Source organism: Calyptranema fuscum S582 (assembly GCF_055793305.1).
This window is the reverse complement of the sequence record NZ_JBSLYH010000004.1, coordinates 21,318-46,518: the sequence shown is the minus strand read 5'-3', so window position 1 is coordinate 46,518 and position 25,201 is coordinate 21,318. Positions and strand designations below refer to the sequence as shown.

Below are 25,201 nucleotides of genomic sequence, written 5' to 3'. Positions count from 1 at the left end.
TCTCCGACAGGTTTTTAGCAAAGAATTCACCATTTAGAGAGGATTCAACGCCGTTTTCAACTTAATTATCGGCTTGAGTTTGGGATTGAGGTTCGTCTTCAGGATGATCTAAAGGCAAATTTGCCAGAAAAGCCTGAAGTCTCATGCGATGAATGTAAGGCCATCCGCCCTCGGTTTCAATGTCTTTTAACAGCTTATAGAGTGCCTGACGATTATCTGGCAACGCATCTTGAAACAAGCCATCTCGAATCTCACGATGCAAATTCTCTAGCATTCTTAAAAGCGCCAATAGGTCGCGATCGCTGTCCTGGCGCAGGTTTGCTGAGTCTCTAACCAGTTGGGCGATCGCTCTCAAATCATGGGGTAAAGACTCCTGACACAACACATCCTGACGACTATCCTGATCACTCATTGACTTACTATTCTCCCGTCTTGGCTAAGAGCCTAACCTAAAATACTTGACATAAATATTGGACAAGACACAATTTTCAGCGTTTCCTACGTCAAGTGCAATTTATTTCTTAGGTCAAAACAAGGGTACAAGGTCTTGTAAAATTCATATGTGATCTTGCATAAGTTCGCAAAGGCTTCTTTGGAGAGGTCGTTAATGTATCGTCTGAGGAAATTTATCGCCTACAGACATACTTGAAGGCAAAGTTGGCAGTCCTTTTCCAGCTATCCTACCTGACGGAATAGATAAATTAGATTTTGAAGATTGCTACTTTACTTGATCCATTAATAGAAGCCTAAATCTTTAAGATTGAAATAAATGACATTGGTAGGGATCTTTTATATTTCACATCAGAATTGAGGTTGACCATGAGGTACCGCGCTCTTATCGTTGCATTCTTGGCACTATGCTTGGGTGTACTTACTGCTTGTAGTGAAGGTCCAAGTGCTGATGGACCCCTTACTTATGAACAAATCAGAGGTACGGGTCTGGCAAATACTTGCCCCCAACTTGGCGAAACCAGTCGAGGTTCGATTCCTCTTGAAAAAGGACAGTCTTACGTTTTGAGAGACTTGTGCTTAGAACCAGTTAACTTCTTTGTTAAAGAAGAACCCTCCAGCAAGCGCCAGCAAGCCCTCTTTGTTGCTGGTAAACCGATGACTCGTGCAACATCGACGATCGATCAAGTCAGCGGCACATTGGCATCTAACTCTGACGGTAGCCTAACTTTCTATGAAGAAGATGGCTTCGATTTTCAGGCTATCACCGTACTTCTTCCCGGTAACGAACTGGTTCCTTTCTTGTTCAGCATTAAAGGATTAGTTGCAACCACCCAACCCGGTCTAGATAGTATTAACACCTCTACCGATTTTGAAGGAAACTTTAAAGTTCCTTCCTACAGAACCTCCAATTTCCTTGACCCTAAAGGTCGGGGCTTAACCACAGGTTATGGTGCGGCAGTCGGTCTTCCTGCTACGGATAACGAGGAACTGGCACGGGAAAATATGAAGAGATTCGATACCGGAACGGGCTCAATCTCTCTGCAAATTTCCAAGGTGAATAGCGCCACTGGCGAAGTTGCCGGTACGTTTGAGAGCATTCAGCCATCTGACACCGACATGGGCGGTAAAGAACCTATGGATGTCAGAGTCCGTGGTCTGTTCTATGGCCGTGTCGAGCCATCTGCTGCTTAGATCAGCCAATTCGCTGTTCAGTAGCTAATTTTCTAAAGAGGAGGGCGATCGCCCTCCTCTTTTTAATTTCTAGTGCTGTGTGGGTTGACTTAGTACGGTGTGGTGGGGCAGCGCCCCACCACACTGTTTCTGTATTTAACGAACTTGCACACCGCCATATATTTGGGCGAATTTACTAAAGCCAATGGGCGTTTCTTCACAGTGTGGCGCTACGTACTCACAGCCCACGTTAATTCAGGCTTTAAACAGCACCCATTTCGTATCTTTCTTTCGTAAATCTACGTAGAAAATTAATTACACTGTGTAGAAGGTATGCCAATCTATGAAAAGAACAGCGGCATAACGGCTAATCCACTGGGGTTAGCTTCCAGATGCAAGCTCAATACCTAAGTCTTCTACCCATAATCAGGCTTCTGTCATCGGCTATCTACCAAAATCGTTCCAAGCATAGGGTTAGTCAGCCGTTCCTCGTTTGCTCAGTATTTTTTGATACAGAGTCACTCTAGCTATGTAAGCTTGTCCTCAACCTTTGCAGATCAGGGCATCAAGTCCACAGTCAATTCGTATGGCTACGACTGACTCACCGATGTGCGCCAGAATCAACTTTAAGGATAGGATAACGAGCATGATGCCTTCGCCTCAAACCTCAGACATCAATAGTTCCGAAATCAAGACATCCCAGCAATCTAACAGCCAAAAACCTACATTCGGGGTCTCGTCCAATCTCGTCTCATCAGACTTACACAATCGAGATTTACGAGGAACAGACCTGAGTGGAGTCGATCTCAGACATGCCAATCTTAGAGGCGCTGACTTACGAGGTGCAATTCTTAGCAAAGCCGATCTCAGAGGGGCAACCCTGAGTGGGGCAGATCTCAGAGGAGCAACCTTAACGCGGGTGATGCTTCACAGCGCAACACTCAGCGGGGCGATTTTTAATGGCGCGGATTTGAGTGGTGCTACCCTAAGTGGTGCTACCCTCTGGGATGCCAATCTGAGTGGCGCAGTGTTACACCGTGCCAACCTCAAAGATGCCAACCTGAGCGGTGCAGATTTAAGCGGCGCAGACCTGAGAGGGGCAATTTTACAAAACGCCGATCTAAGAAATGCCAACTTAAAACGCGCTAACTTATGGGGAACGAATCTCTCCAGTGCAAATTTGAGCGGTGCTAACCTCAGTAGAGTCGATTTGAGCAATGCTAATTTGACCGCAACCAATTTGTGGGATACAGACCTGAGTAATACGGATCTAAGCAGTTGCATCGTCGAAGATGCCAGATTTGGCATCAATGCAGGTTTATCTGAAACCGTTAAAGCTGATTTACTCCAGCAAGGGGCTGTGTTTACCAAACTGCCTAAAGAGCAAAAAAGTATGCAACACCCCCGTGATGATGCGTACAACGTTTTAAAGCGTGCGTTAGAACTGCGCCAAGTTAACACATCGTTACGACAGCAAAACTTGGTTTACAAGACTCATGCTGACACCTTACCTGATCTTGCTTCCCTACCCACCAATCGCCCTATTACCGAAAACACCTTGATCGTTGTAGATACTGATATGCCTCCCATCGAGGCGGATTTTGATATGCCGTCTATGAGTCTGGACTTCGATGCGTCTGCCGATACCAGCAACCCACTGAGTGACATTCATAGTGGCATTCCCAGTGACATCTATGGGGACGGTGAATCGCCCCATTCAGTCGATTCTACTGGCGGGTATATTTCTCCCTTGGCTCGAACAGCCGCAGAAATCCGTAAGCGTCGCGATCGCTTAAAAGCGAAGCAAAAGCGAGCATCGGTTGGCTATAGCAGATAAGAGGCGCGACCGTACTCCCAGGAAAGCTGTCGGCTCAAGCCATAGTTTCAGATTGCCCCGTTCCTATAGAGATGGCGGCATCTCAAACGACGTATTCATCAACCTGAACCAGGAGGCTGATCTATGTTCCACATATAGCGGATGAGAAAATTTTTTGTAAGGATTTCATGAAATCCTTCTTTCATTTCGCAAAGATTTGCCTGAGTTTTTTCCGCAATAACCGTGGTGAGGTACTATCAGGATCTTAGTTTTATCCGTAGTACATAACTTGGACACTTATTCCAAAAAAATAATCTCAAGTTTCACAACTGGGATAGACCCAGAGACCACGCTGGTTGTCATCCGGCTTTTCTAATAGAGTGAGCAATTTTGAATTGAAACGGAGTCTAGTAGTAAAACTCATGCATGGGGGTGCAGGCTAACCTCTACGTATTTGTTAATTATTTGTGAACGCTATAGCAGTTTTGATCTCGATTGATCTTAGGTAGGTAACAACATGCCACTTCAACCAGAGATTCTCCAGGAATACGATCCGAATCGTGTAAAGTCTCAATCAAGGTTCAGCTATTCTGTCTCCGTAAAATTATCTACTATTAAGCAGCTTGTTACATTAATCTTGACAGCGCTATCGTTTTTGTGTAGTTCGTTTAACCTTGCTCCGTGTCAAGTCCACACGCATTTCACACCGAGTTGTACTCTGTATAGTTTCAGTAAAAATGCAGTTGTGAATCATTTGCCGAAAAGAATAGCTTTAATGTGCAACTCAGGGTTTAATCTGCTCAAGTGGAACTGCACAACATTGGGAAATAGGGTTCTCTTGCGCTCTGCTCGGATAGAGAGCTTTTGCATCAACAGAAATTTGATCAGAATTGGCTTTAATTACTCGCTCAGGTGTACCGTTTGGTAGCCTGAACTGCTTCTTCGACCGTCCGAAAGCAAGAGCTTGATGGACTTAATTGTTAGAAATTGCTGTTTTTACCTGAAATCTCGTCATGTATACTCCAGTAGCCAATGAACTTAAAAGTGAAAGCTTGCAGTTGTTGCGAGAGTACCAAAAAACTCCTTCACCTGAACTCCGAAATCGACTTGTGCAGCTAAACTTTGGCTTAGTCCGAAAAGAAGCGCATCACTGGGTCAATCAATGTACAGAAAGTTACGAAGATTTGCTGCAAGTTGGAAGTTTGGGGCTGATCCGAGCGATTGAACGCTTCGATATGTCTAAGGGTCACGCGTTTAGCTCATTTGCCATTCCCTACATTCGTGGTGAAATTCAACACTACCTACGCGACAAAGGGTCGCCGGTCAGAATTCCTCGTCGTTGGCAAGCCTTACAGCATCAAGCAACGGGCGTCGTTCGAGAGTTTCAAGCAAAGTTCCATCGGTTTCCTTCAGATACAGAAATCGCAACCGCTTTAGAGATTTCTGTGCAAGAGTGGCAAGAGATCAAACTAGCCTGTCGCAACCGCGCCCCTCTGAGCTTGGATGCACCCATGAGAGACGAGGAAGATGGCTCTACCTCATTGGGTGATTTAATTCCAGATAGCCAGTATCGTAGTTTTCAATTGGCACAGGAAGACCAGATCCGTTTACAACAGGCTTTGGTGCAACTAGAAAATCGGACTCGCGAGGTTTTGGAATTCGTCTTTCTATATGATTTGACTCAAAAAGAGACGGCTGAGCGCTTAGGCATTAGTGCGGTAACCGTTTCTCGGAGAGTCAAGAAAGGCTTAAAATTGCTGCAAAAAGCCATGGTTGGAGTTAATAACTAACCGTTAAGCGCTTAATGCTTCAGTCATTATTTGCCAGTGGTGATTGTCGGATCTCTGTTTAAAAGAAATCGGGCATCCAGGGGGACATGCCGCTAAATACCTGGTGAGCCGTTGTCAGGGCTGTAGGCGTGGCATCAAGCATTCCCAATCGTTGCAATTGGTCAGGTGTAAATAAGCCGCTGTAAAGGGGTGCTAAGCCACTCACACTTGTTTTGAGTTCACCTTTGCCTCCCTTTTTTACATCACCGATGCCATTGGCAACTGTGAGGATAACTTTACCGTTATTGCTGGGAAGTAAGGCATCTTGGATGTCTAGATGCAGTTCTGCTTGCAGTCCTGGGGTGTAGCCTCGTTGTTCTAAAGCTTGAGCAACGTTGACCAGACGTAGCATCCAACGTTCAGCAAACTTTAGATGGGCGGTCTGTTCAGGTAAAAGCAGGGGAAGCGAGGCGATCGCGGCTCCTCGCCATTTCACTTTATCCACCTGAGAACGATGATTTGCCAGGAATGACCATAACCCTTTACTGGCGGTAGGGGTAAGGGCGACCCAATCTTTAACCGTCAGGATAGAGCCTGTGGGGGTACGCTCTTGAGAAAAGATGATGTAGCCTTGAGGTTGCGTTGTGCTACCTAAAAGGTAGGCATGAATAACTTCCTCTCGCTGCGGTTGGAAAATTCCTTTCCAGATAGCAGGATGGCGATCGAGATTGCCATTTTCGTGTTGTGCGTGTTGCTGATAGAGGGGCAGAAAGATATCGTCAGTATTTAAATTGCTCAAATCAATCGGTTCAACCGGCAGCGATCGCTCTTTTATCTGAATCGTGTGGGGTGCGATCTCCCAATCGCAATAGTGCCCGCCTTGTTCATATCCAGCTTTGCGATAAAGCTGTTGGGCTGCCGGATAGAGGACGGAAATCGGGGTTTCTCGGTCATACAATTCTTCAAGCACTGCCTGAATAAACGCGATCGCCACACCAGAACCGCGTTCTTCTGGCGCAATGCCAACCGATGCAATACCGCCCATGGGTACCGATCGCCCCTGCCACCATTGACCCATGGGAACAATGGACAAGGCACCCACCATTTTGCCGTGACGACGCATCACCCGAAAATTTTCAAGTCCAATGTGATGCAGATATTGGTCTTCTTGCTGAGCAGGGGTAATAAAACATTGCGCCAGTAGTTTACTGAGTTGTGCTGCTTCTGTGGCATCGGTTAGGGCACTGTATTCTAAATCTGGGGTGATGCGTTTGGCTTGCATTAGTAGATAGTTGATGGATCTTATACATTTTGGCATTGCTGAATCCAGCTATGAAATTTGGTGTGGGTGCCGCGCTTCGCGCGGCACCCACACCAAATTTCATAGTTCAAATCAGAAACGTCTACATCGCGCTTTGCGCCTGGATAGTTGTTGAGAGAGAGCCGCGCTCCGCGCGGCTCTCTCTCAACAACATGTACTTTACGCCAGTGAGAATGGTTAGCTCACAGATGCCAGTTCGAGCGTTGGATAGTCGATGTAGCCTTTCTCATCTCCACCATAAAAGGTAGAGCGATCGTATTCATTCAATGGAACGTTAAGGGCAAATCGTTGGGGTAAGTCTGGATTGGAGATAAACCAGCGACCATAAGCAATCAGATCTGCATCTCCAGCGGCGATCGCGGCATCTCCTAATTCTCGGTCATAGCCACCGGCTGAAATAATCGTGCCATGGAACAGAGACCGAAAATGCCGTGCGGTCAAATGCATTGCCGATTCGTGCGATGTGCCATCTTGTCGTGGCTCAATAATGTGCAGATAAGCTAGTCCAAAGGGATTCAGCGCATTGGCAACATAGTCGAAAATTGCGCCGGGGTCGGAATCATTCATATCGTTGAACGTGCCGCTGGGAGAAAGGCGCAGACCGACGCGATCGCCTCCCCATACCCCTACTACAGCTTCGACCACTGCCAACAAGAACCGTGCTCGATTTTCAACGGAACCACCATATTCATCCGTGCGATGGTTGGAGCCATCCCGCAAAAATTGATCGATGAGATAGCCATTCGCCCCGTGAATCTCTACGCCATCAAACCCCGCCGCCAGAGCGTTTTGCGCCGCTAAGCGATAATGCTCAACAATCATAGGAATTTCTACCGTTTCTAAGGCGCGCGGCGTCACAAACGGTTGCATTCCGGTATACGTACTTGCCATCCCTTCAGGGGCGATCGCACTAGGAGCCACAGGCAACGCACCATCGGGTTGCAAAGACGGGTGAGAAATCCGTCCAACATGCCAAAGTTGCAGAAAAATGCGTCCTCCATTCTGATGCACAGCATTGGTGACCAACTGCCAACCAGCCACCTGTTCAGGCGAATAAATGCCTGGTGTATCGGGATACCCCATTCCTTGGGGCATAATTTGCGATGCTTCTGTCACAATTAACCCTGCTGAAGCCCGTTGGGCATAGTACGTAGCGTTTAAGTCAGTCGGGACGAAGCCAGCACTGGCTCGATTACGAGTCAAAGGAGCCATCACCAGACGGTTGGGTAAATCGTACGCTCCGAGCTTAACCGGAGAAAGAAGATGCAAATTAGGTGTCATAAAGTTTATAGCCTTCTAGAAGAACAAGATGAATAGCAGATTTGCGCATGGTCAACGCCCGCATATGGTTGTCGATGAAACCGGAAGCGTCACAGGCAACACTATCTTCGCAATCTGCAACATTGTGGTTAGTCCCTTAAAACCTGGATTTTCGCGCCCTCAGGCGCGAAAATCCAGCAGTTCGAACTTCTAAGCGACCTGACTGACCGCATTGTGATCAGCCAATAAAGCCGTTAGCTTATTGACCAGCGTCGCTTTAGGGGTAACTCCGGTAACCTGGTCAACCACTCGACCATTTTGGAAGAAAAGCAGGGTGGGAATAGCTTGGATGTGGTACTCCGTTGCAATGCGATCGTAATCGTCAATGTTTAATTTGCTGATAGTGGCGAGCCCAGCAAATTCTTCTGCCAGCGACTCCACCATCGGTCCTACGACACGGCAGGGACCACACCAAGGTGCCCAAAAGTCAACCACGACAGGAACTGAACTGTTGAGCACAACCTGTTCAAAATTGTCATTGGTGAGGGTGATTGGTTTGTCAGACATCGTGAAATACCTCCGTAAAGGATAAGTTGGGCTGTCACCGGAGGGCACGGTGTGCAACCAGAGATAAATCAATTCAGTGGAAGTGTGGGGTGGTGTTCTAGATAGGGAGAGGTTTTTTGAACCGTTCACGGCGTAAGCGGTTCAAAAAAACATATTTGAAATACAACCTATGCAACACAACCCAGTCGAGTACGGTTCATATCGATCAGCGTTCAGGTTACTGCGAGCAAAACTGTAGTGAATTTTGTTATCCAACTCAACGTGATGAGGCTATACCCTAAGTTTATGCCGCTTCAATCCAGAAGAAAGATAAACACTCAAGCAACCATTTAACTATGATGATAGATGAGACCTGTCTTGAAAGTCAAGTACTTATTTAACTATTTAAGCAGGGCTGTTCAGGGGTAGAATGGAGAAGACTGTACTTTTGGTATGACCAACTTTGGTTATTGCCATCTCTGGTATGACCTATGTCTTTATCTGTGTCTCCTCGTCTTGATACTGAGCAACGAGCAAAGATTTTTGCAGCCCTTGCTGACCCCACTCGTTTACGAATTGTAGAAATGCTGGCTGAACAAGGAGAAATGAGTGGATCGGAGGTTGCAAGTCAAGCAGGAATTAGTCTTGCACTCTTCTGTCATCACTCCAAGACGTTAGCGGAAGCAGGGCTAATTCAAATTCGCAAAGATGGGCAAACGAAATATAACTCGCTCAATCTAGAGCTATTAAGCGACTGTTTCAGCAGTTTTAATCGGCTAGCCTGTCAAAATTCGGTATCCGACAATGCCCTCAATTCAACAGATTAACCATGCTTTAAAAACAAAATAGGTCAGATGATGTTTGAGAGCTATGCGAAGCACGATTCTCAAACATCATCTGATCCACAGACACGTTAAGATTCTCACAAAAATAACTTGAATAAGTTTTTTGGAAGAGTACGGCGGAGCCGCACTCTTCCAAAAAAGTCGTGGGTTTTAATTTTGTAAAGATCCTTTAATTGGTGGGTAGCGCTTTGCGCCCAGATAGATTCCGGTTGTTGAGAGAGAGCCGCGCTCTGCGCGGCTCTCTCTCAACAACTTATACGCGAGTTTTCATCACGGGTACTCTGGTTTGGGCGTAACCCTGTTTGAGGTAGCGCAACACTCGTTGTCGTCCTTCTGAGGCTGCGCGAAAATCTGGCTTTAGCTGCACGGCTTTATCGTAAGACACCAGAGCCGCTTCATATTTTTTCAGCGTTTCCAACACTCTGCCTCGATCATTCCATGCCCAGTAGTTTTCTGGTTGGATTTGAACCACTTTGTTGTATGACAGTACGGCTTCTTTATAGCGTTTCAGCTGTTCCAGTAAAGTGGCTCGCTTGAACCAGGCAAGGTGGTCATCTGGTTGGATCTGGACAACGTGGTTATATGACTCGATCGCTCCTTCATAGTGGTGCAACTTTTCTAATGCCATGCCTCGCATTAACCATGCCAGCGTATCGTGAGGTTGATCGGCAATGGTGCGATCGCATGAGGCGATCGCTTCTTCATAGTGCTGTAACTCGTACAGTTCATCGACCTGTTTCAGTTGGCTTAACACACGCTTGCGACTGTCGGACGCCAGCTTAAAATCTGGCTTCAGTTGTACTGCCCGATCGTAAGAATTAACGGCATCTTGGAAGCGTTGGGAATGCTCTAACACTCTTCCCCGGTCATGCCATGCCCAATAGTTATCGGGTTGAATCTGGATCACCTTGTCATACGATTGCACTGCATCGTCATAGCGCTGGATATTCTCCAAGGCTTTACCACGCTTAAACCATGCCAGATAATCATCCGGCTGGATCTGAATCACCCGATCGTAGGACTCAATGGCTTCTTCATAAGCCTGCATGTTTTCTAGCGCCATGCTGCGCTTAAACCAAATTAAATAATCTTGTGGAACCGCTTGAATCGCTTTATCGTAGCAAGCGATCGCTTCTCGATAGCGCTGTTGGTTAAACAACTCATCGCCCCGTTCTATCCAGACTAAGTGTCCATCCAGTCTCATGTCCTTAAAGGTCGGCATGATCACGGTGGCATGGTTGACGGGGGCGATACTTCGGAGGGCAGCCAATGCCTCTGCTGCGGATTGATAACGTTGGCGATAGTCATAGCGAATCATCTTGTCTAAGATGTCCGCAAATTCCGAACTCATTTGAGCTTTATCACGCCAAAGAATTTCCCCAGTTCTAGGGTTGTCGGGCAACTGACTGGGATAGAGACCTGTTAAGGCTCGTAATCCGACCATGCCAATGGCATAAATATCGCTACTGTAGCGAGGTTTTCCGGCAAGTTGTTCGTTGGGCATGTAGCCACAAGACCCTACTGCAATCGTGATGCTTGACTCTCCCTCAAAATCTTGAGGGGGAATGCCACCGATTTGCTTGACTGCACCAAAATCAATTAATACAACTTTTTGATCGCTACTGCGGCGAATCAAATTGGACGGTTTAATGTCTCGGTGAATTACCTTTTGCTCATGGACGAATTCTAGCGTCGTCAAAATGTCGAGCAAGAGAGTGATCACCTGATCCTCATCAAAACAGGTACCCCGTTTCATTTCTCGGCTGAGAACGGTACCTTCAACAAATTCTTGAACCAGATAGAATTCCTGAAGCTCTTCAAAGTGGGCAAACAGCTTGGGAATTTGGTTGTGATTGCCTAATGTATATAAGACTTCGGCTTCCTGGTTAAACAACCGGCGTGCAATCGTTAAGGTCTTCTCCTCAGAGACTTGAGGCTTGAGTTGCTTGACAACTACCTGAGGTTTTCCAGGAAGATGCCAGTCCTCAGCGAGGAAGGTGCGACCAAACCCTCCTCCGCCCAGGTACCGTATGATCTGGTATCGTCCACCAACGGTTTTTCCTAACATAAAGGCAGATGTAAATGTGAAGAGTATCCTCTGAGAACTATCCAATCCTGGTGTCTAACGTTAGACCGATCCATTAAGAACAAACGAAAAAGGGTAAACGTCTTAAAAAAGGGATTCCCGATAGTTTGTTCTAGCTGTTTTGGTGCTGTTATTCATCCATTAATTGAACGATTTGAGAGGAGTTTACGAAGAAGCTAAACCCTGATATCCAAACAGAATGACAGTTATTAAGTAATTAATGCTTCAGTAACTATCGGTATCTAGCCATAGCCAAGGAAATTGCCGTCTTTGAACTTATTCGTGCAATCACACGCTGTTACCAATCTACACTCTCCAGTATTCCCCACCTTTCGATAAAGCTGACTATAAATTGAGTCAAGATTAGGTGAAACTTTTCGCTTTCTTTTGAAAGAATCCGGAATTTTACGGAGATTAATGATTCAGTATTACGCAATCAAGCGCTTGTAAATCCGGAGTACAGGAAATTACGGAGTTCGGAATTTATAGATCGCAAGAGAATAAAAGATACATCCAATCATCCTTCCTAGCTCAGTACAAGAGTGGCTTGGCTCAGTACAAGAGTGATGCCAGGTGTAAGCATTATGCGCTAATGGCTTGTGAGAGGCGCACCTCAAAGGGGTGCGCCTCTCACAAGCTGCTGATCGGACAACTCATTTAGGACTGCTATAGAATGTAAAACTGTAGTAGTCCCATCGGGTTGATGTTAGGGAGTTGGATGTTTTTACGGCTCTAATATTGGACTTTCTATCCTTCCAATATGGGCGCTATATTGAGTTAACCGAACATTTCGTTAAACATGGAAAAGAGTTCATCCCATCGTGGTGCCAAAACGACGACTCACCAGGTTTCGAAAGGGAAAGCGGTAGTAAAGCCAGAGCTAATTATGTCTCTGACCCTGGGGGACTATGCTCATCAGGTGATTCATGAACAGTATCATCGGATTATCAAGCAAGAACGGCGGGTTTTAGCGGACAAAGATCCCGAACATTTACACCAGATGAGGGTTGGGACACGTCGTCTGCGGACTGCGTTACAAGTTTTTGAGTGTGCGATCGATTTGCCTAAGGCTGCTGGCGTCAAACACGTCGGGGCGATCGCCAAAGTTCTGGGTAAATTACGCGATTTGGATGTACAAATCGATGTTTTGAAAACTCGCTATTATCCTCAGCTGAGTAAGTCTGAACAAGCGACACTTGACTCTGTGCTGGCTACGTTAGCAAAACGGCGACGAAAAGCTTTCGCTGGGGTTGAGTACACGCTAAAACGGACGAAATATCGAAATCTCAAGACAACTTACAACGCCTGGTTAAGCCATCCTGACTACAAACCACTGGCACAACAGTTGTTATTGCCTCTTATCCCCTCGCTTTTGAGTCCGTTGCTATCGTCGCTATTGCTCCATTCGGGGTGGCTGATTTCAACCCATAATCTGTCAGACCAGAATAGTGTCATGTTGCATGATCTACGAAAAGTCAGCAAACATGTGCGTTATCAGGCAGAGTTTTTTGCCCAGTTTTATGGTGAGGAGTTTTCAACCTGGCTAGAAGAAATTAAGGCTATTCAGGAGAATTTAGGGCTTGTGCAGGATGGGCAGGTGTTGCTCCATTCCCTGGCTGAAGAGTTACCGGCAGCAACGCGTTTGCCAGAGCTAGAAAACATTATTCACAAGCAACAAAATCAGGCATTGTCGGACTGGGAGACGACTCGACAGAAGTATCTAGAACCGACGTTTCATCAACAATTGCACCACATGCTGTTAGAGATAGGCTCGTGAGTCGTTTGCTATAAACGTAGAAATCAAGAGCTTTACCTAATGTGCTTTTCAGCCATGCTCGACCGGAAGTTTATGTTTGGCAGCGCGGCGATGCGAATGTGTGGGGATTAGGGGATGCCTGAAACGGGTTGCTTTCCCTGGTGTAGGACGTTTCAAGCATTCTCTGATGGTGCTCCTGGCTTAATAGTAGGTTACTCTTTTCTACGGAAGTAGTCGTGTGGTGTTAAAGGATGATTGGAGCGTCAGGTGATGTCCTGGATCTGTTGTTAATTTTTTGGGAAGGTGCGCGCCGCGCACCTTCCCAAAAAATTAACAACAGATTTGAAACACTACTGAGCGTCAAGAATACTGGAATTGTCCGGGTTAGGGTAGGTAAACCTGTATGTTTGCTATGGGCGATCGCATTATTAACTCAGTCTGAAATCTTCAGCAAACCTGTGTAATGCGAGGATACGAGTCGCGATCGCACCCTAGCACTTCTGTACCGTAGCCTTCAGTCACAGGATAAATCGTCGGTTAAGTGGCGTTTTGAAAAACCATCTGAACAAGCGTTCGGATTTTTAGCATCGATTTCAGTATGAAAGTGATCCAGTCTGTTGTTCGCTATTTTCCTGATAACTGTGGTGGCATTCAAGTCAACCTGAATGATGTTATCCCCTGGTTAAGTAAATTTGGGATCGATAGCGATGTAATTGCACCCGGATCGGGGAAGCAAGACCAAACCTATCACCATAATGGGGTGTCTGTTTATCGCTATCCCATGCCAAAAGAGTGGAAGCAGGTTGATGACTTCCCACCTCCCGGCATCGACTATTTCAAACGATGGCTGATGTCAAAGCAAGCCGATGTTTATCACCAGCACCATTGGACGGGGCGGTGTGGGTTGGAGCATCTTCGAGTGGCGAAAGCGTTGGGTTTAGCCACGGTGATTACCATCCATGATCCAAGTCCCATCTGCCAGCGTGGTACGTTGATGTGGGAGGGACAGACCACCTGTGATGGCAACATTGATCACACTCGGTGCAGTCGGTGTTGTGGTGTGCCGTCGATGTTTCCCAAAGGGTTCGTTGAGGCGATCAGCCAGTTACCTCAGCCGCTCATCAATCGGATTGAACTACCGCCTAGTGCTCAAGTCTGGGCAAATCCTATGCAATCGCCTCAGCCGGGGATGAAGGCGATCGCCGGAGCGTTATTGCGATCGCTGGTTGTGCCCAATTACATTGCCCAGCGTCAACAAAAGCTATGGCAAATGTTTGAGGTGGCAGATCGGATTATTGCAGTCTGCCAATGGTTGTACGATGCGTTATTGATTAATGGCATTCCCAAAGAAAAACTGATCTTAAGTCGCTGTGGCGTTGCCGAAACATTGCAGGCTTCACCACAGCCTTCGCGATCGCCGCTTGCCCCTCTCAAACTGGTGTATTTGGGTCGATGGGACCCGAATAAAGGGATTCATATTTTGGTCGAAGCGATTCAACAACTACCTCCTGAGGTGCCGGTAGAACTGACGATTTATGGGATTAAACAAGGCGAAACCTATCGCAAGCAAACTGTGCAGCAAGTTGCCGATGATGCTCGGTTTCGGATTGAGCCGCCTCTATCGAGAGCCGATATTGCTGAAATCCTGCCCCAGTTTGATGTGCTGGTTGTCCCCTCGCAATGGCTTGAAGCAGGTCCCCTGGTGGTGTTAGAAGCCCATGCTTTAGGTATTCCAGTGATTGGGTCTAATTTGGGAGGCATTGCTGAATTAGTCAAGCATGGCAAAAATGGCTGGCTCGTAGAACCCCAAGATGTTGCCGGTTGGACACAGGCGATCGCCACTCTGGCACAAAACAGAGAGTTGCTCGATCGTTTGCGAGCTGGCATTCAATCCGTTCGTACCGTTCGCCAACAGGCAGACGATTTAGCCGAAATTTACCGACAGTTAGCGGTATGAGAAAACTCGACCAAATTGTAGTTGATCGCTGGCTCAATAGGAGCCGTTCGCTTTAGCTCAACTGACATTCCATTTGAATATTGCACCGTTCATAGGTAGAGGAGTGTCCGGTCACTCGCTGAAACCTTAATTTTTGATAGAGCCGAATTGCAGGTTCTAAAACCGTATTGCTTTCTAAATAAACGGTTTTTGCCCCTAATTCACGCGCTTTTGCCAGGGCTGCCTGTCCCAATAGCCAACCCACTCCTTTACCCCTAGCGCTTGCCGTCACTGCCATCTTGGCGAGTTCATAACGTTCCGGCGATAGCTTAATCAAAGCACAGGTGCCGACAATTTCGCCCTGATACCGCGCCATATAAATATGTCCACCGGGTTTCAAGATCTTGTCATCTGGGTGATTGAGCGATTGATAGTCGCTTTCCTCTAGTTGAAAGTAGTGTTGAATCCATTCACAATTTAATCGTTTGAAATCATGTTGAAACTCAGGGGTATAGTCAATAATTTCAACCTGTTGCTGTTGCCGCTGTTTGTGGATGTCTGCCACCCGTTCAAAAAAGCTGGTTTGAGTTAGCAAAAACTCAATCTCTGCGATCGCGTTCCACAAATCATATTGACTATCAGATAACAGGTCTTCTAACGCCTGCGTCACGTCTCTGCATTGGGTTGCCAACTTGGGAATGAGTTGCTTTCCGGCATCTGATAGTTTGACAACGCTAACCCTGCCATCTTGCGCACTCTTGTCCGTTGTCGTCAATCCTTTTTGAGTCATTTCTTTGACAATTTGGCTGACCGACGGATGCGAATGCCCGATAGTCTGAGCGATTTCTGTTACCGATGCTTCCTCCTGATGGCAGAGAACATAGAAGACGGGGAACCATTTGGGATCAAGGGCAACATCATACAGGGCATAGATTTGCGCTGCCTCATCCGTAAACTTTTCGCTAAGGCGACGTAGACGACTACCCAAAGCCATTTTGCCAACTTGAGTGTAAAAATCCATATGTGTAGTTAGTTACGTAATTGTCTACAGGTATATCACGAATTACCCCTTTCAGTTATCTGATGCAGATTGCGTTGCTTTTGAAAGACATGCTAACCCTGTTCTTCTTAACTATCTGGCGCTATAAAATAGAGCGATCCTCAATCCGTTGTGAACGGGTTTCACCCCTGCATCCCGTCTTAACCCTGATGCGTACTGCTATACACAATTTGTGCTAATTGATAGATGCCTTCCTGGATCTGGGTTTCTGTTAGTTCTGCATAGCCGAAAATGAATTCGCCGCGATCGCAAGGGTCTAAGTAGTGGGGTTTGGCTGGCATCAATCCTATTCCCAATTGGGCTGCTTTTTGCACGATCGCCTCATCGCTGAGAGTAGTATGAAATCGCACCATAATATGAATTCCAGCAGTTTCACCCAAAATGGTGGCGGTATCTCCTATGTAAGTGTTGAGTGCTTGCACTAAGGTCTGACAATTTTGGTCGTAGTGCGATCGCATTTTACGAATATGACTTTCCAAATAGCCGTCTTCGATAAAGTCGGTCAAGACTCGCTGTTCCAGGGTTGGCAACTGGCGATCGCTTAACCATTTGGCATGGGCAAACAGAGACACCAGATGGGGGGGCAATACCAGATAGCCAATCCGCAACGACGGAAAGAGAACCTTAGAAAACGTGCCCATATACAGCACCGAATGGTGTTGATCGAGTCCCTGAAGGGCTGGGATGGGGCGATTTTCATGTTGAGACGTGCCGCGCACCCCATAGCGATATTCGCTGTCGTAATCGTCTTCTAAAATTAATGCACCTGTCTGGTGTGCCCATGCCAGCAGTTCCAATCGGCGAGGTAGCGAGAGAATTGCGCCGGTAGGAAATTGGTGAGACGGGGTAACGTAGACGAGTTTGAGCGGTTGGGATTGGGTGATCAACTGACTCACGACTAACCCAGACGCATCTACAGAGATGGGAACCAACCGGGCATGGTGGCTTAAAAAAATGCGTCGGGCACTGAGATAACCGGGATTTTCGATGGCGATCGCATCTCCTGGATTGATCAGTAAGCGCATGGCTAAGTCCAATGCTTGTTGGGTGCCATTGGTCAGCACAATTTGATCTGGATCACACTGGACGGCACGGGCACGGGCAATATGACGGGCGATCGCCTGTCGCAGGGGTCGATACCCCTGAAAATCGCGGGCATAGTCCAACCAATCATGTGTTTCTCGACAATGGCGCGACAAGAGCTTGCGCCAGATATTCATGGGAAAATGACTGAGAGCCGGTCTACCATAGCGAAAGCTAATGCGTATCTCGGGTTCAGGTAATAGCGTAAAAAAAGTCTTAGAAAGTCCCGTTCCGTAGGTTGATAGTTGGACGCCAGTGGGAACCTTTTTAGGAATTGATGGAATCGGTGTCGATCGCAATAAATCATCGGGGAGTTGAGCGCAAACATAGGTGCCAGAACCGACGTTTGTTTCTAAATAACCTTCACTTAACAATTGCTCATAGCTTTGCGTGACAGTTGTCCGAGAAATTCCTAACGAATCAGCCAGCGATCGCGTTGATGGTAGTCGTTGGCGGGGTGACAACCGTCCACTTAAAATCGACTGCCGCAAGGCATCATAAAGCTGTTGGTGCAAGGGCTGAGGCGAGTGGCGATCGAGGACAATAGCGAAATCCATACTCAACTTTGGTTACAGCGATGACGAGGATGGGATTAAGGTCATGATTGTGGAGGGTGCAGGCTCGCCTGCACTATCCTGACGGGTTGAGAAGTCGTTGAGAATGATTCATGATCTTAGAAGTTGCCATTCTTCAGGTGAAACCGGGGCAGTCCACCTCATTTGAAGCCGCATTTCAAGACGCTGCCCCTATTATTGCGTCGATGCCGGGATATCTTTCCCATGAGTTGCACAAATGCATCGAAAAGTCTGACCAATATATTCTCCTGGTTCATTGGAAAACATTGGCAGATCATACCGTTGGCTTTCGCCAATCGCCTCGCTATCAAGAATGGCGACAGCTGCTTCATCACTTCTACGATCCGTTTCCCACAGTGGAACACTATCATTTAATTCACACGTAGGTCGTGGTCTGTCAATTAAAAATTGACGGTTAAAACGGGTGATGTGCCGCGCTTCGCGCGGCACATCACCCGTCAGAAAATACTTGACAAAGCACTGGTGGTATTTATGTCATGATTTTGTGTGGCGCGGGCATTGCCCGCGCCACACAAAATCATGACTTTTTTAGAATTATTCACACGTAATATCCACAAATGCATGAGCCTATCGTTCTGTTTGGGAGGGCGACGGCAGAGCCGTCGCCCTCCCAAACACTAACGGAAAATTGGACTGGTGCTTTGATGTGAAATTGGCTATTGAACCAGTCCAATAATCTCTATTAAGCTGGTAATTGTGGAACTCAGCATATGACTCATGCAGACGGCTACAGCAGTGCACATTAGAACGGCAACGCCTGACGAAGACGCCTTAATTGCCCAACATTTTTATCAAATGTGGCGAGATTTGGATGTTCCAGCCGATGCCATTCGCCCAGACTGGCTTGATATTTCGCATCAGTTTATCCAGCAGGCACGTCGAGATCTGGCTTTTGCGTCGTTTGTGGCAGAGGTAGAGGGGCAAGTGGTTGGGTCTAGCAGTTGCCAAATTTATACCGGACTGTATCCCAATATTCTTACTCCTGCTTATCGCCAGTATGGCTATATCTGGGGCGTGTATGTGGAGCCTGACTATCGTCGTCAGGGCATTGCAACGCAACTGACGGAAACGGCGATCGCCCATTTACGAGCGATTGGCTGTAGCCATGCCGTGCTCAATGCATCTCGCATGGGAAAACCCATTTACACCCAATTAGGGTTTGAAGAAAGTAATACGATGCGCCTCGATTTATAGAAAAAAACTGCCGATGAAGGGTAAAGTATGACGCCTCCTGCTCTACATCGCCAACGTATTTTTAATCTGGAAAATCTATGATTCCCATCTCGGAGCTAGCCATGCAGCCTACGCCTCAAATAACAACTTCAGATGCGACTTCAGATACGACTTCAGATGCGATCGCAGTGACGCCTCGGATTCAGATTAAGCGTCTTCCTGATCGGGGGCAATATCAACGAGAAGTGATTGACGCGATTTTAGATGAAGGGTTGGTCTGTCATATTGGGTTTGTGATGGATCAACAACCGTTTGTGATTCCGACGGCTTACGGTAGAGTGGGCGATCGCCTGTATATTCATGGTTCGCCTGCGAGTCGGATGTTGCGCACGCTGAAACAAGGGATCGATGTCTGTGTCACGGTAACGCTAATTGACGGATTAGTATTGGCACGATCGGCGTTTTCACATTCGATGAACTATCGCTCAGTAGTTGTCTTTGGCACGGCAACAGTCGTGGATGATATGGCTGAAAAAATGGCAGCCTTGCAAGCTTTTACTGAACATGTGATTCCGGGTCGGTGGTCAGAGGTACGATTGCCGACGCGCCAGGAAATTTTAGGAACCCTGGTTCTTTCCCTACCGCTCAATGAAGCGTCTGCCAAAATTCGATCGGGGTCGCCCCACGACGATGAAGCCGATTATTCTTTCCCTGTTTGGGCAGGAGAAATTCCCTTACGAGTCACGGCAATGCCACCCATTGCCGACCCCGACCTGATGCCCAATCTGGAAATTCCTGACTATGTGCAGCATTACACCAGAGGTGCGATCGCGACATAGTTCACGTCTATCCATTTACTTCACAACCGATTGCAACCAGCAAGCCGCAGGTACGATCACATATTCCAGAAAAAATAGCTTCCAGATGAATTGGTAGAATTTGGCGATCGCCCGTTTTTCGGTTAAATTCACGCGCAAACTCAGCAACCAAAAGGTGACGACTGCAATCAGGTGAATCCCAATCCACAGGGGTTTGTAAATCGAGGTGAGATAAAACCCTGCGACGATCATGCCCAGATAGCAGCTAATCAAGATCACCTGAGTGAGCCGGAAAATTGCCTTTTGTCCCAGTCGTACGGTAAGGGTGTTGATGTTGTAATGGCGATCGCCTTCTAAGTCTGGAATATCTTTGAACAGAGCGATCGCCAGCGTAAAAATTAAAATAAAAGCGGTTAGTGCCCAGACCACGGGTGGAATTGCCACCGTTTGCCATTGAATCGGTTCTAACCCAATTTGTTTGATCGAGAGGACGTGTTGGAAATGTAAAAATAATCCTAAATTAACAATAATTCCCCGCACTGTAAAAATGCAGAAAGATGCCCAAAAGGGAAATCGTTTGAGTCGCAGGGGGGGCAATGAATATGCTGTGCCTAACACCAGGCTGATTGTTACCATTGCCATCAAAAAATAGCTCTGGGATGCCGCGATCAAGAGTGCCAAAATGCCAGTAATTCCAACAATCAGCTGGGCTTGTGGACGCGAAAATTCACCGGATGCTAAGGGCAAATGGGGTTTATTAATGCGATCAATGCCGACATCTTCCAGTTGATTTAGCCCGACGATATAAATGTTGCCGCACAAACACGCCAGGAGTGCCAACAAGGGCAAGATACCAGCCGGTAAATTCAAAGCTGGCATTGCAGGCAAAGCCCACTGCACAGTTTCTGCACCCTCTGGACGACTGATCGCAATCACAAACAATCCCAAAACACTTAGACTCGTACCAAAAATGGTGTGGGGTCGTGAAAACTTCCAGAAGGCATATAACCCAGGAAAGCGTTTTTGTATTAAGTTAGCTGGGGCTGACTGAGGCGTTAAAATTGGATGCTGGGGTGGAGAACTCTGACTCATAGGGCTAATTTTTAGCGATTCAATATGGCTCAAACCACGATCGGTGGGTAAAAGGTCTATTGTCCCTGAAATAGCAACCAGATGCCGCCTAACGCAATAAAAACTCCAAGAATGGCTCTGATACTGACGGATTCACGCAACCCCAGGGCGATCGCAATCACAAAAAGGGGGCTGGTAGCACTCAACGATTGAGCAATTCCAGCGGCTGTATATTTAATCGCCGTTTGTTGCAACAAAATTGCTAGGAAAGTGCTGGCAAACGACGCGACGGTCAGGATACCCAGCAAACGAGGCGATCGCAACACTCGAAATTCTGTCCAGGTCTGGGGTTTAGCTACCATCCACAATGCCAGAATGCCAACCCCAGCCACCAGGCGAATCAGCGTACTCCATAAGGGGCTGACCAGTGTGTCTGCCAGAGCTGCCCTGGACATCACCGAACCGCTGGCTTGACAGAGGGCTGCGACCAGGCCAAAGCCGATGCCGCGCCAGGGTTGCAGATAGTGCTGCACTGCATCGGGTGCCCGTTCTACCACCACCCAGGCAACCCCTATAACCGTCAGGGCGATCCCTAACCATGCCGTCGAAGATAGCATTTCCTGTAAAAAAATCAGTGCCATCAGTGCCGTTAGCGGCGGAGCCAATGATTCCAATAAAAGCGCCCGTCGAGATCCCAAACAATTCAACGCTTCAAAGAAAACCGTATCGCCCAAGCCAATGCCGATCGCCCCACTAACCAGCAATAGCAACAACGCTTGAGAACTCATCTGGGGCGCAAAATCGCCCAACAATCCCAGTGCCAGCAACGTCAGGGCGATCGCAATGCTACTTTTAGTCAGGTTTAACACCATCGGCGACAACTGTTTGCCCAGATGGATGTAGACATAAGAAGCGATCGCCCAGATCAGTGCAGCCCCCAAGGCTGCCAGCTCACCCCGAAAATTAGATAGCATCATCACTGACAGCGAGCCGATACCGCATTTTCCATATCCGGATGACGATAGAAGTGGTTGAAGTTTAGCACAGCCTGGTTATAGCGAACTTCTTCTCCGGTTGTTTCGGAAGCGCGTAACACTTCTGCCTGGGCAACCTTGAGGTGGCTACCGGGGTCCCAATTTACCAACTCTTGCCCGTCTGAACCGGGGGGAGGCTGCTGTCGCCCGATATTGCCAATAAACTCAACTCCCTGCCCCTCTAGCTTATTCTGGCTCAACGTCCCGGTGAGGCACAGCCCCACTTCTCCAAACGTTTTTGTGTCGTAATAGTATCCTGCAAGGCGATCGCCACGTTTACGAAAGGCAAAACAATATCCTAGATCTTCGCTGTTCACCTGATTGAGTAACGGCTGACTGCATACCAAATAGTTTTCTGCATCTGCTAACGTCGCCACGCTAACACCCGCTGAAGTGGTTGGTGAACCGGAATCGGGTGAATTAGCTGCTGCGGTTGCATCGGCATTGGGTGCGCGATCGGGCAGTACCCCTGAAAGGCGATCGCACGCTGCCAGATAACTGCCCAAGATCACCAGACCGACAATCCGTAAGACGAAGTGGGTAGATAGCGGAGTCCGCTGAGGCAAACTCTGGTTGACCCAAACCAACCATTGATTCATTGCCATAATCAAACCGATGCGAATCGTTGCAAACCGTATTAACTGAGTCAATGAGCTGTGAATGAGCCGTGAAACGACTGTCCAGCTCACGGACAAAGTAGGAGCAACGACTATCCCATGCCTGGGTTAGTTCCTCAGCTGTTTACAAAAAACCGTGATCTTTTCTGGGGGACGGGCAATCCAATAAATTTGTCAGTTTTGTTGTGGCGCAGCGGAGCTGCGCCACAACACTGTGACTAAATTACTCCCGCATAATAATTAGCTCTCTGGCAACTTCCCGATAGGGCTGAACCAAGCGCCATTCACCGCAATAGAAATGGATTGGTTTGCCTGCCAGGTTCGATTCTGGGAACTTTACTGATTTTGGTACCGGATTAAACACCTTAATCCCCTCGACCTGAGCCTTCAGCATCTTCAATACATCTTGTGTCATCAACGTATTGGTTTCTGCCATTGTTGGCAGCACTCCCAACACTTTCAAACGGGGATTGAGCTGCTTTTTGATCGTTTCGATGGTTTGTAACAGTCCTTCCAGGCCTTTCAGGGCAAAAAACTGACATTGCACCGGAATAATCAGCGTATTGGCAGCACACAGGGCATTTGCCGTCAGCACACCCATGTTGGGTGGACAGTCGATCAAAATATGTTCGAACGATCGACGCACGGTCTTCAGCTTCTCTTTGAGGATGAAAAATTTCTCTTCTGGGCTGACTAATTCTCGTTCTGCTTGTGCCAAGGCAATCGTTGACGGCAGCACACTTAAATCAAACGCGGTTTTTACGATCGCATCTTTAACGCTGGCTTGTCCGGCTAATACGTCATAAAGCGTGGGCTGATCCGGTTCCAGCTCAATTCCCATTCCAGTTGTCAAATTGCCTTGGGGATCGAGGTCAATCAATAAGCAAGACCCCTCTTCTGCCAAGAGTCCGCCCAAAGCAATGGTAGACGTGGTTTTGGCAACACCACCTTTTTGGTTTGCGATCGCAGTAATCATAGGTTGTGATATGGGTTTTACCGGCTATACCAGCTGCAAAGAAGACTCCAAACCCAAACCGGGGCAGACAGTCTCTTTAAGAAGGATTAGGTTGTTATACTTATAAACTACATTGCAAAAAGTTTACATTAGACAGCTTGCGATCCAAAATCTATAGTCTACAGTAGACTTCTTTCCATTTGTGGTGAGCGATGACCGATGAATGGGGCAGCAGTCTGACGTGTTTCGATTCAGGTTTGAACGTGAACGTGAAATCTTAGAGGATGTTTGAAAAGTGGTTGGCTGTGATTTTTGACACCGGCTGATCCCCCCTAGCCCCCGCGCATTCGCGCCGCTGCGCTAGTAAAAAGGGGGGAACTGGTTCTAAAGTCCCCCTTTTTAAGGGGAATTTAGGGGGATCTGAAACAGATTGCTACCAACAGCAGGACTTTTAAAACACCCTCTTAGGAATGGGAATTAAATAACTCCGGTGATGTGTTGTACGGGCGAACGGCCGTTCGCCCCTCCAAACGACTCAATATTCGATCTTATTTAATCCACGATCCTTAAGGTTGATCTTCAACTTCAGACCCTGATGCAGTCAGGTCAACGTCTGGGTGATGTTTTAGAGCTGGCGTTGATTGTTTGGGAAAGGCTCGCGGAGCGAGCCTTTCCCAAACAAATTGATTTGAATCTCAATGACGGTATTGAATGAAGGATGTTGGATGGATTATCGGGAAGCGGGCGTAGATGTTGAAGCAGGGCGCGATTTTGTTAAGCGCATTCGCAGTCTGGTCGAAAGTACTCGTCGCCCTGAAGTGTTGGGGGGTCTGGGTGGCTTTAGCGGATTGTTTCAATTGCCAACCGGCTATCGGGAACCTGTGCTGGTGTCGGGCACAGATGGTGTGGGCACAAAACTGAAGTTGGCTCACCAGTGCGATCGCCATGACACCGTTGGGATTGATCTGGTTGCCATGTGTGTCAATGATGTTCTCACCTGTGGGGCAGAGCCGCTGTTTTTCCTGGACTATTTAGCCACAGGAAAACTCAATCAAGACCAGCTCACCCAGGTGGTATCGGGGATCAGTGAAGGCTGTCGTCAAGCGGGTTGTGCCTTATTGGGCGGAGAAACAGCTGAGATGCCTGGATTTTATCAACCGGGGGAATATGATCTGGCTGGCTTTTGTGTCGGCATTGTCGAGAAATCCGCCATTTTGGATGGGTCGCAGGTCAATATTGGTGATGTGGCGATCGGGTTAGCCAGTCAGGGCATTCATAGCAACGGCTTTAGTCTGGTTCGCAAAATCTTGGACATTTCCAACCATACTCTTGATGACTGTCCCGCTGCCCTCAACGGCAAAAGCCTGGGTGAGGTATTGCTGACTCCCACCCAAATTTATGTCTCATCGGTCTTAGCCGCTCGCAAAGCAGGGCTAGAGATTCATGCAATGGCACACATCACAGGCGGTGGCTTACCCGAAAATTTGCCCCGTTGTTTGGGGGATGGTCAATCGATCCAGGTAGATATCAAAGCCTGGTCAGGTCTGCCAATTTTTGACTGGTTGGCAACCCAGGGATCAGTACAAGCCATTGAAATGTTCAATACCTTTAATATGGGGATTGGCTTTGTGTTATTGGTGCCACCCAGTCAGGCAGACCAGACGATCCAGTGGTTTGCGACCCAAGAGCTATCTGCCTGGGCGATCGGTGAAGTAATTCCGGGTGTGGGCACCTTAGAGCTGAATGGGTTGTAATTGTGCTAGAGACGAAAGGTACGCGATCGCTAAGGAATTTGCCAGCTAATAATGTCCCCCATTCGTAGGGTGTGTTAGGCGC

General features: G+C 47.5%; 22 protein-coding genes. 11 read left to right on the top strand and 11 right to left on the bottom strand.

The features are described from left to right. Positions 1-61 precede the first annotated feature (61 nt). The gene (locus ACR6Z4_RS04340) at positions 62-412 is read right to left on the bottom strand and encodes a hypothetical protein (protein WP_479715999.1); all 351 of its coding nucleotides are present in this window, start codon (positions 410-412) and stop codon (positions 62-64) included. A 407-nt stretch (positions 413-819) separates the two neighbouring features. Here ACR6Z4_RS04340 and psbO point away from each other — a divergent pair, with 407 nt between their 5' ends. From psbO to ACR6Z4_RS04325, 3 genes are all read left to right on the top strand, one after another. Then, on the top strand, positions 820-1,644 hold the full coding sequence (gene psbO / locus ACR6Z4_RS04335; RefSeq protein WP_479715998.1) for a photosystem II manganese-stabilizing polypeptide: 825 nt from the start codon (positions 820-822) through the stop codon (positions 1,642-1,644). Between the two features lie 625 nt (positions 1,645-2,269). After that, positions 2,270-3,460, top strand: a complete 1,191-nt coding sequence (locus ACR6Z4_RS04330; protein ID WP_479715997.1) for a pentapeptide repeat-containing protein — start codon at positions 2,270-2,272, stop codon at positions 3,458-3,460. A gap of 992 nt (positions 3,461-4,452) precedes the next feature. Further along, complete coding sequence (locus ACR6Z4_RS04325) at positions 4,453-5,229, top strand: RNA polymerase sigma factor SigF (RefSeq protein WP_479715996.1); 777 nt, start codon at positions 4,453-4,455, stop codon at positions 5,227-5,229. 58 nt (positions 5,230-5,287) lie between these two features. Here the strand turns inward: ACR6Z4_RS04325 and ACR6Z4_RS04320 are convergent, their stop codons facing one another. The 3 genes from ACR6Z4_RS04320 to trxA all read right to left on the bottom strand — a co-directional run bounded on the left by ACR6Z4_RS04320 (position 5,288) and on the right by trxA (position 8,356). Continuing rightward, entirely contained in the window at positions 5,288-6,490 is a 1,203-nt protein-coding gene (locus tag ACR6Z4_RS04320; RefSeq protein ID WP_479715995.1) for a GNAT family N-acetyltransferase, read from the bottom strand. 216 nt (positions 6,491-6,706) lie between these two features. Continuing rightward, positions 6,707-7,810: an alkene reductase gene (locus tag ACR6Z4_RS04315; RefSeq protein ID WP_479715994.1), complete on the bottom strand. Its 1,104-nt coding sequence runs from the start codon at positions 7,808-7,810 to the stop codon at positions 6,707-6,709. Between the two features lie 189 nt (positions 7,811-7,999). After that, on the bottom strand, positions 8,000-8,356 hold the full coding sequence (trxA, locus tag ACR6Z4_RS04310; RefSeq protein ID WP_479715993.1) for a thioredoxin: 357 nt from the start codon (positions 8,354-8,356) through the stop codon (positions 8,000-8,002). Between the two features lie 470 nt (positions 8,357-8,826). On the opposite strand from trxA, the gene ACR6Z4_RS04305 reads away from it, so the two are divergent. Beyond that, positions 8,827-9,162 carry an ArsR/SmtB family transcription factor gene (locus tag ACR6Z4_RS04305; RefSeq protein WP_479715992.1) on the top strand — a complete coding sequence of 112 codons (336 nt, stop codon included), beginning with the start codon at positions 8,827-8,829 and terminating at the stop codon, positions 9,160-9,162. Between the two features lie 271 nt (positions 9,163-9,433). On the opposite strand, the gene ACR6Z4_RS04300 is transcribed toward ACR6Z4_RS04305, so the two are convergent. Next, complete coding sequence (locus tag ACR6Z4_RS04300; protein ID WP_479715991.1) at positions 9,434-11,248, bottom strand: tetratricopeptide repeat protein; 1,815 nt, start codon at positions 11,246-11,248, stop codon at positions 9,434-9,436. 817 nt (positions 11,249-12,065) lie between these two features. Between ACR6Z4_RS04300 and ACR6Z4_RS04295 the strand changes: the two genes are divergently transcribed. The 3 genes from ACR6Z4_RS04295 to ACR6Z4_RS04285 all read left to right on the top strand — a co-directional run bounded on the left by ACR6Z4_RS04295 (position 12,066) and on the right by ACR6Z4_RS04285 (position 14,979). After that, on the top strand, positions 12,066-13,043 hold the full coding sequence (locus tag ACR6Z4_RS04295) for a CHAD domain-containing protein (RefSeq protein ID WP_479715990.1): 978 nt from the start codon (positions 12,066-12,068) through the stop codon (positions 13,041-13,043). A 230-nt stretch (positions 13,044-13,273) separates the two neighbouring features. Beyond that, a complete protein-coding gene (locus ACR6Z4_RS04290; protein ID WP_479715989.1) occupies positions 13,274-13,486 on the top strand; it encodes a hypothetical protein in 213 nt (70 codons plus the stop codon). Between the two features lie 134 nt (positions 13,487-13,620). Continuing rightward, positions 13,621-14,979, top strand: a complete 1,359-nt coding sequence (locus tag ACR6Z4_RS04285; RefSeq protein ID WP_479715988.1) for a glycosyltransferase — start codon at positions 13,621-13,623, stop codon at positions 14,977-14,979. A 52-nt stretch (positions 14,980-15,031) separates the two neighbouring features. On the opposite strand, the gene ACR6Z4_RS04280 is transcribed toward ACR6Z4_RS04285, so the two are convergent. Continuing rightward, positions 15,032-15,979: a bifunctional helix-turn-helix transcriptional regulator/GNAT family N-acetyltransferase gene (locus ACR6Z4_RS04280; protein WP_479715987.1), complete on the bottom strand. Its 948-nt coding sequence runs from the start codon at positions 15,977-15,979 to the stop codon at positions 15,032-15,034. 179 nt (positions 15,980-16,158) lie between these two features. Beyond that, positions 16,159-17,658, bottom strand: a complete 1,500-nt coding sequence (gene pdxR, locus ACR6Z4_RS04275) for a MocR-like pyridoxine biosynthesis transcription factor PdxR (RefSeq protein ID WP_479715986.1) — start codon at positions 17,656-17,658, stop codon at positions 16,159-16,161. A 110-nt stretch (positions 17,659-17,768) separates the two neighbouring features. Here pdxR and ACR6Z4_RS04270 point away from each other — a divergent pair, with 110 nt between their 5' ends. The 3 genes from ACR6Z4_RS04270 (at position 17,769) to ACR6Z4_RS04260 (ending at position 19,709) form a co-directional block, all read left to right on the top strand. After that, a complete protein-coding gene (locus ACR6Z4_RS04270) occupies positions 17,769-18,062 on the top strand; it encodes an antibiotic biosynthesis monooxygenase family protein (protein WP_479715985.1) in 294 nt (97 codons plus the stop codon). Positions 18,063-18,414: 352 nt separating this feature from the next. After that, positions 18,415-18,891 carry a GNAT family N-acetyltransferase gene (locus tag ACR6Z4_RS04265; RefSeq protein WP_479715984.1) on the top strand — a complete coding sequence of 159 codons (477 nt, stop codon included), beginning with the start codon at positions 18,415-18,417 and terminating at the stop codon, positions 18,889-18,891. A gap of 77 nt (positions 18,892-18,968) precedes the next feature. Then, positions 18,969-19,709 carry a pyridoxamine 5'-phosphate oxidase family protein gene (locus tag ACR6Z4_RS04260; RefSeq protein WP_479715983.1) on the top strand — a complete coding sequence of 247 codons (741 nt, stop codon included), beginning with the start codon at positions 18,969-18,971 and terminating at the stop codon, positions 19,707-19,709. A gap of 15 nt (positions 19,710-19,724) precedes the next feature. Here the strand turns inward: ACR6Z4_RS04260 and ACR6Z4_RS04255 are convergent, their stop codons facing one another. The 4 genes from ACR6Z4_RS04255 to ACR6Z4_RS04240 form a co-directional block, all read right to left on the bottom strand. Further along, positions 19,725-20,780 carry a homogentisate phytyltransferase gene (locus tag ACR6Z4_RS04255; RefSeq protein ID WP_479715982.1) on the bottom strand — a complete coding sequence of 352 codons (1,056 nt, stop codon included), beginning with the start codon at positions 20,778-20,780 and terminating at the stop codon, positions 19,725-19,727. Positions 20,781-20,836: 56 nt separating this feature from the next. Then, positions 20,837-21,736, bottom strand: a complete 900-nt coding sequence (locus tag ACR6Z4_RS04250) for a DMT family transporter (protein WP_479715981.1) — start codon at positions 21,734-21,736, stop codon at positions 20,837-20,839. Continuing rightward, positions 21,736-22,443: a hypothetical protein gene (locus ACR6Z4_RS04245; RefSeq protein WP_479715980.1), complete on the bottom strand. Its 708-nt coding sequence runs from the start codon at positions 22,441-22,443 to the stop codon at positions 21,736-21,738. Before ACR6Z4_RS04245 ends, ACR6Z4_RS04250 begins: the two co-directional genes overlap by 1 nt. Before the next feature lie 190 nt (positions 22,444-22,633). After that, positions 22,634-23,386 carry a ParA family protein gene (locus tag ACR6Z4_RS04240; protein WP_479715979.1) on the bottom strand — a complete coding sequence of 251 codons (753 nt, stop codon included), beginning with the start codon at positions 23,384-23,386 and terminating at the stop codon, positions 22,634-22,636. A 704-nt stretch (positions 23,387-24,090) separates the two neighbouring features. Between ACR6Z4_RS04240 and purM the strand changes: the two genes are divergently transcribed. Next, positions 24,091-25,119, top strand: coding sequence for a phosphoribosylformylglycinamidine cyclo-ligase (gene purM / locus ACR6Z4_RS04235; protein WP_479716129.1), 1,029 nt, complete (start codon positions 24,091-24,093; stop codon positions 25,117-25,119). The last annotated feature ends 82 nt before the right edge of the window (positions 25,120-25,201 follow it).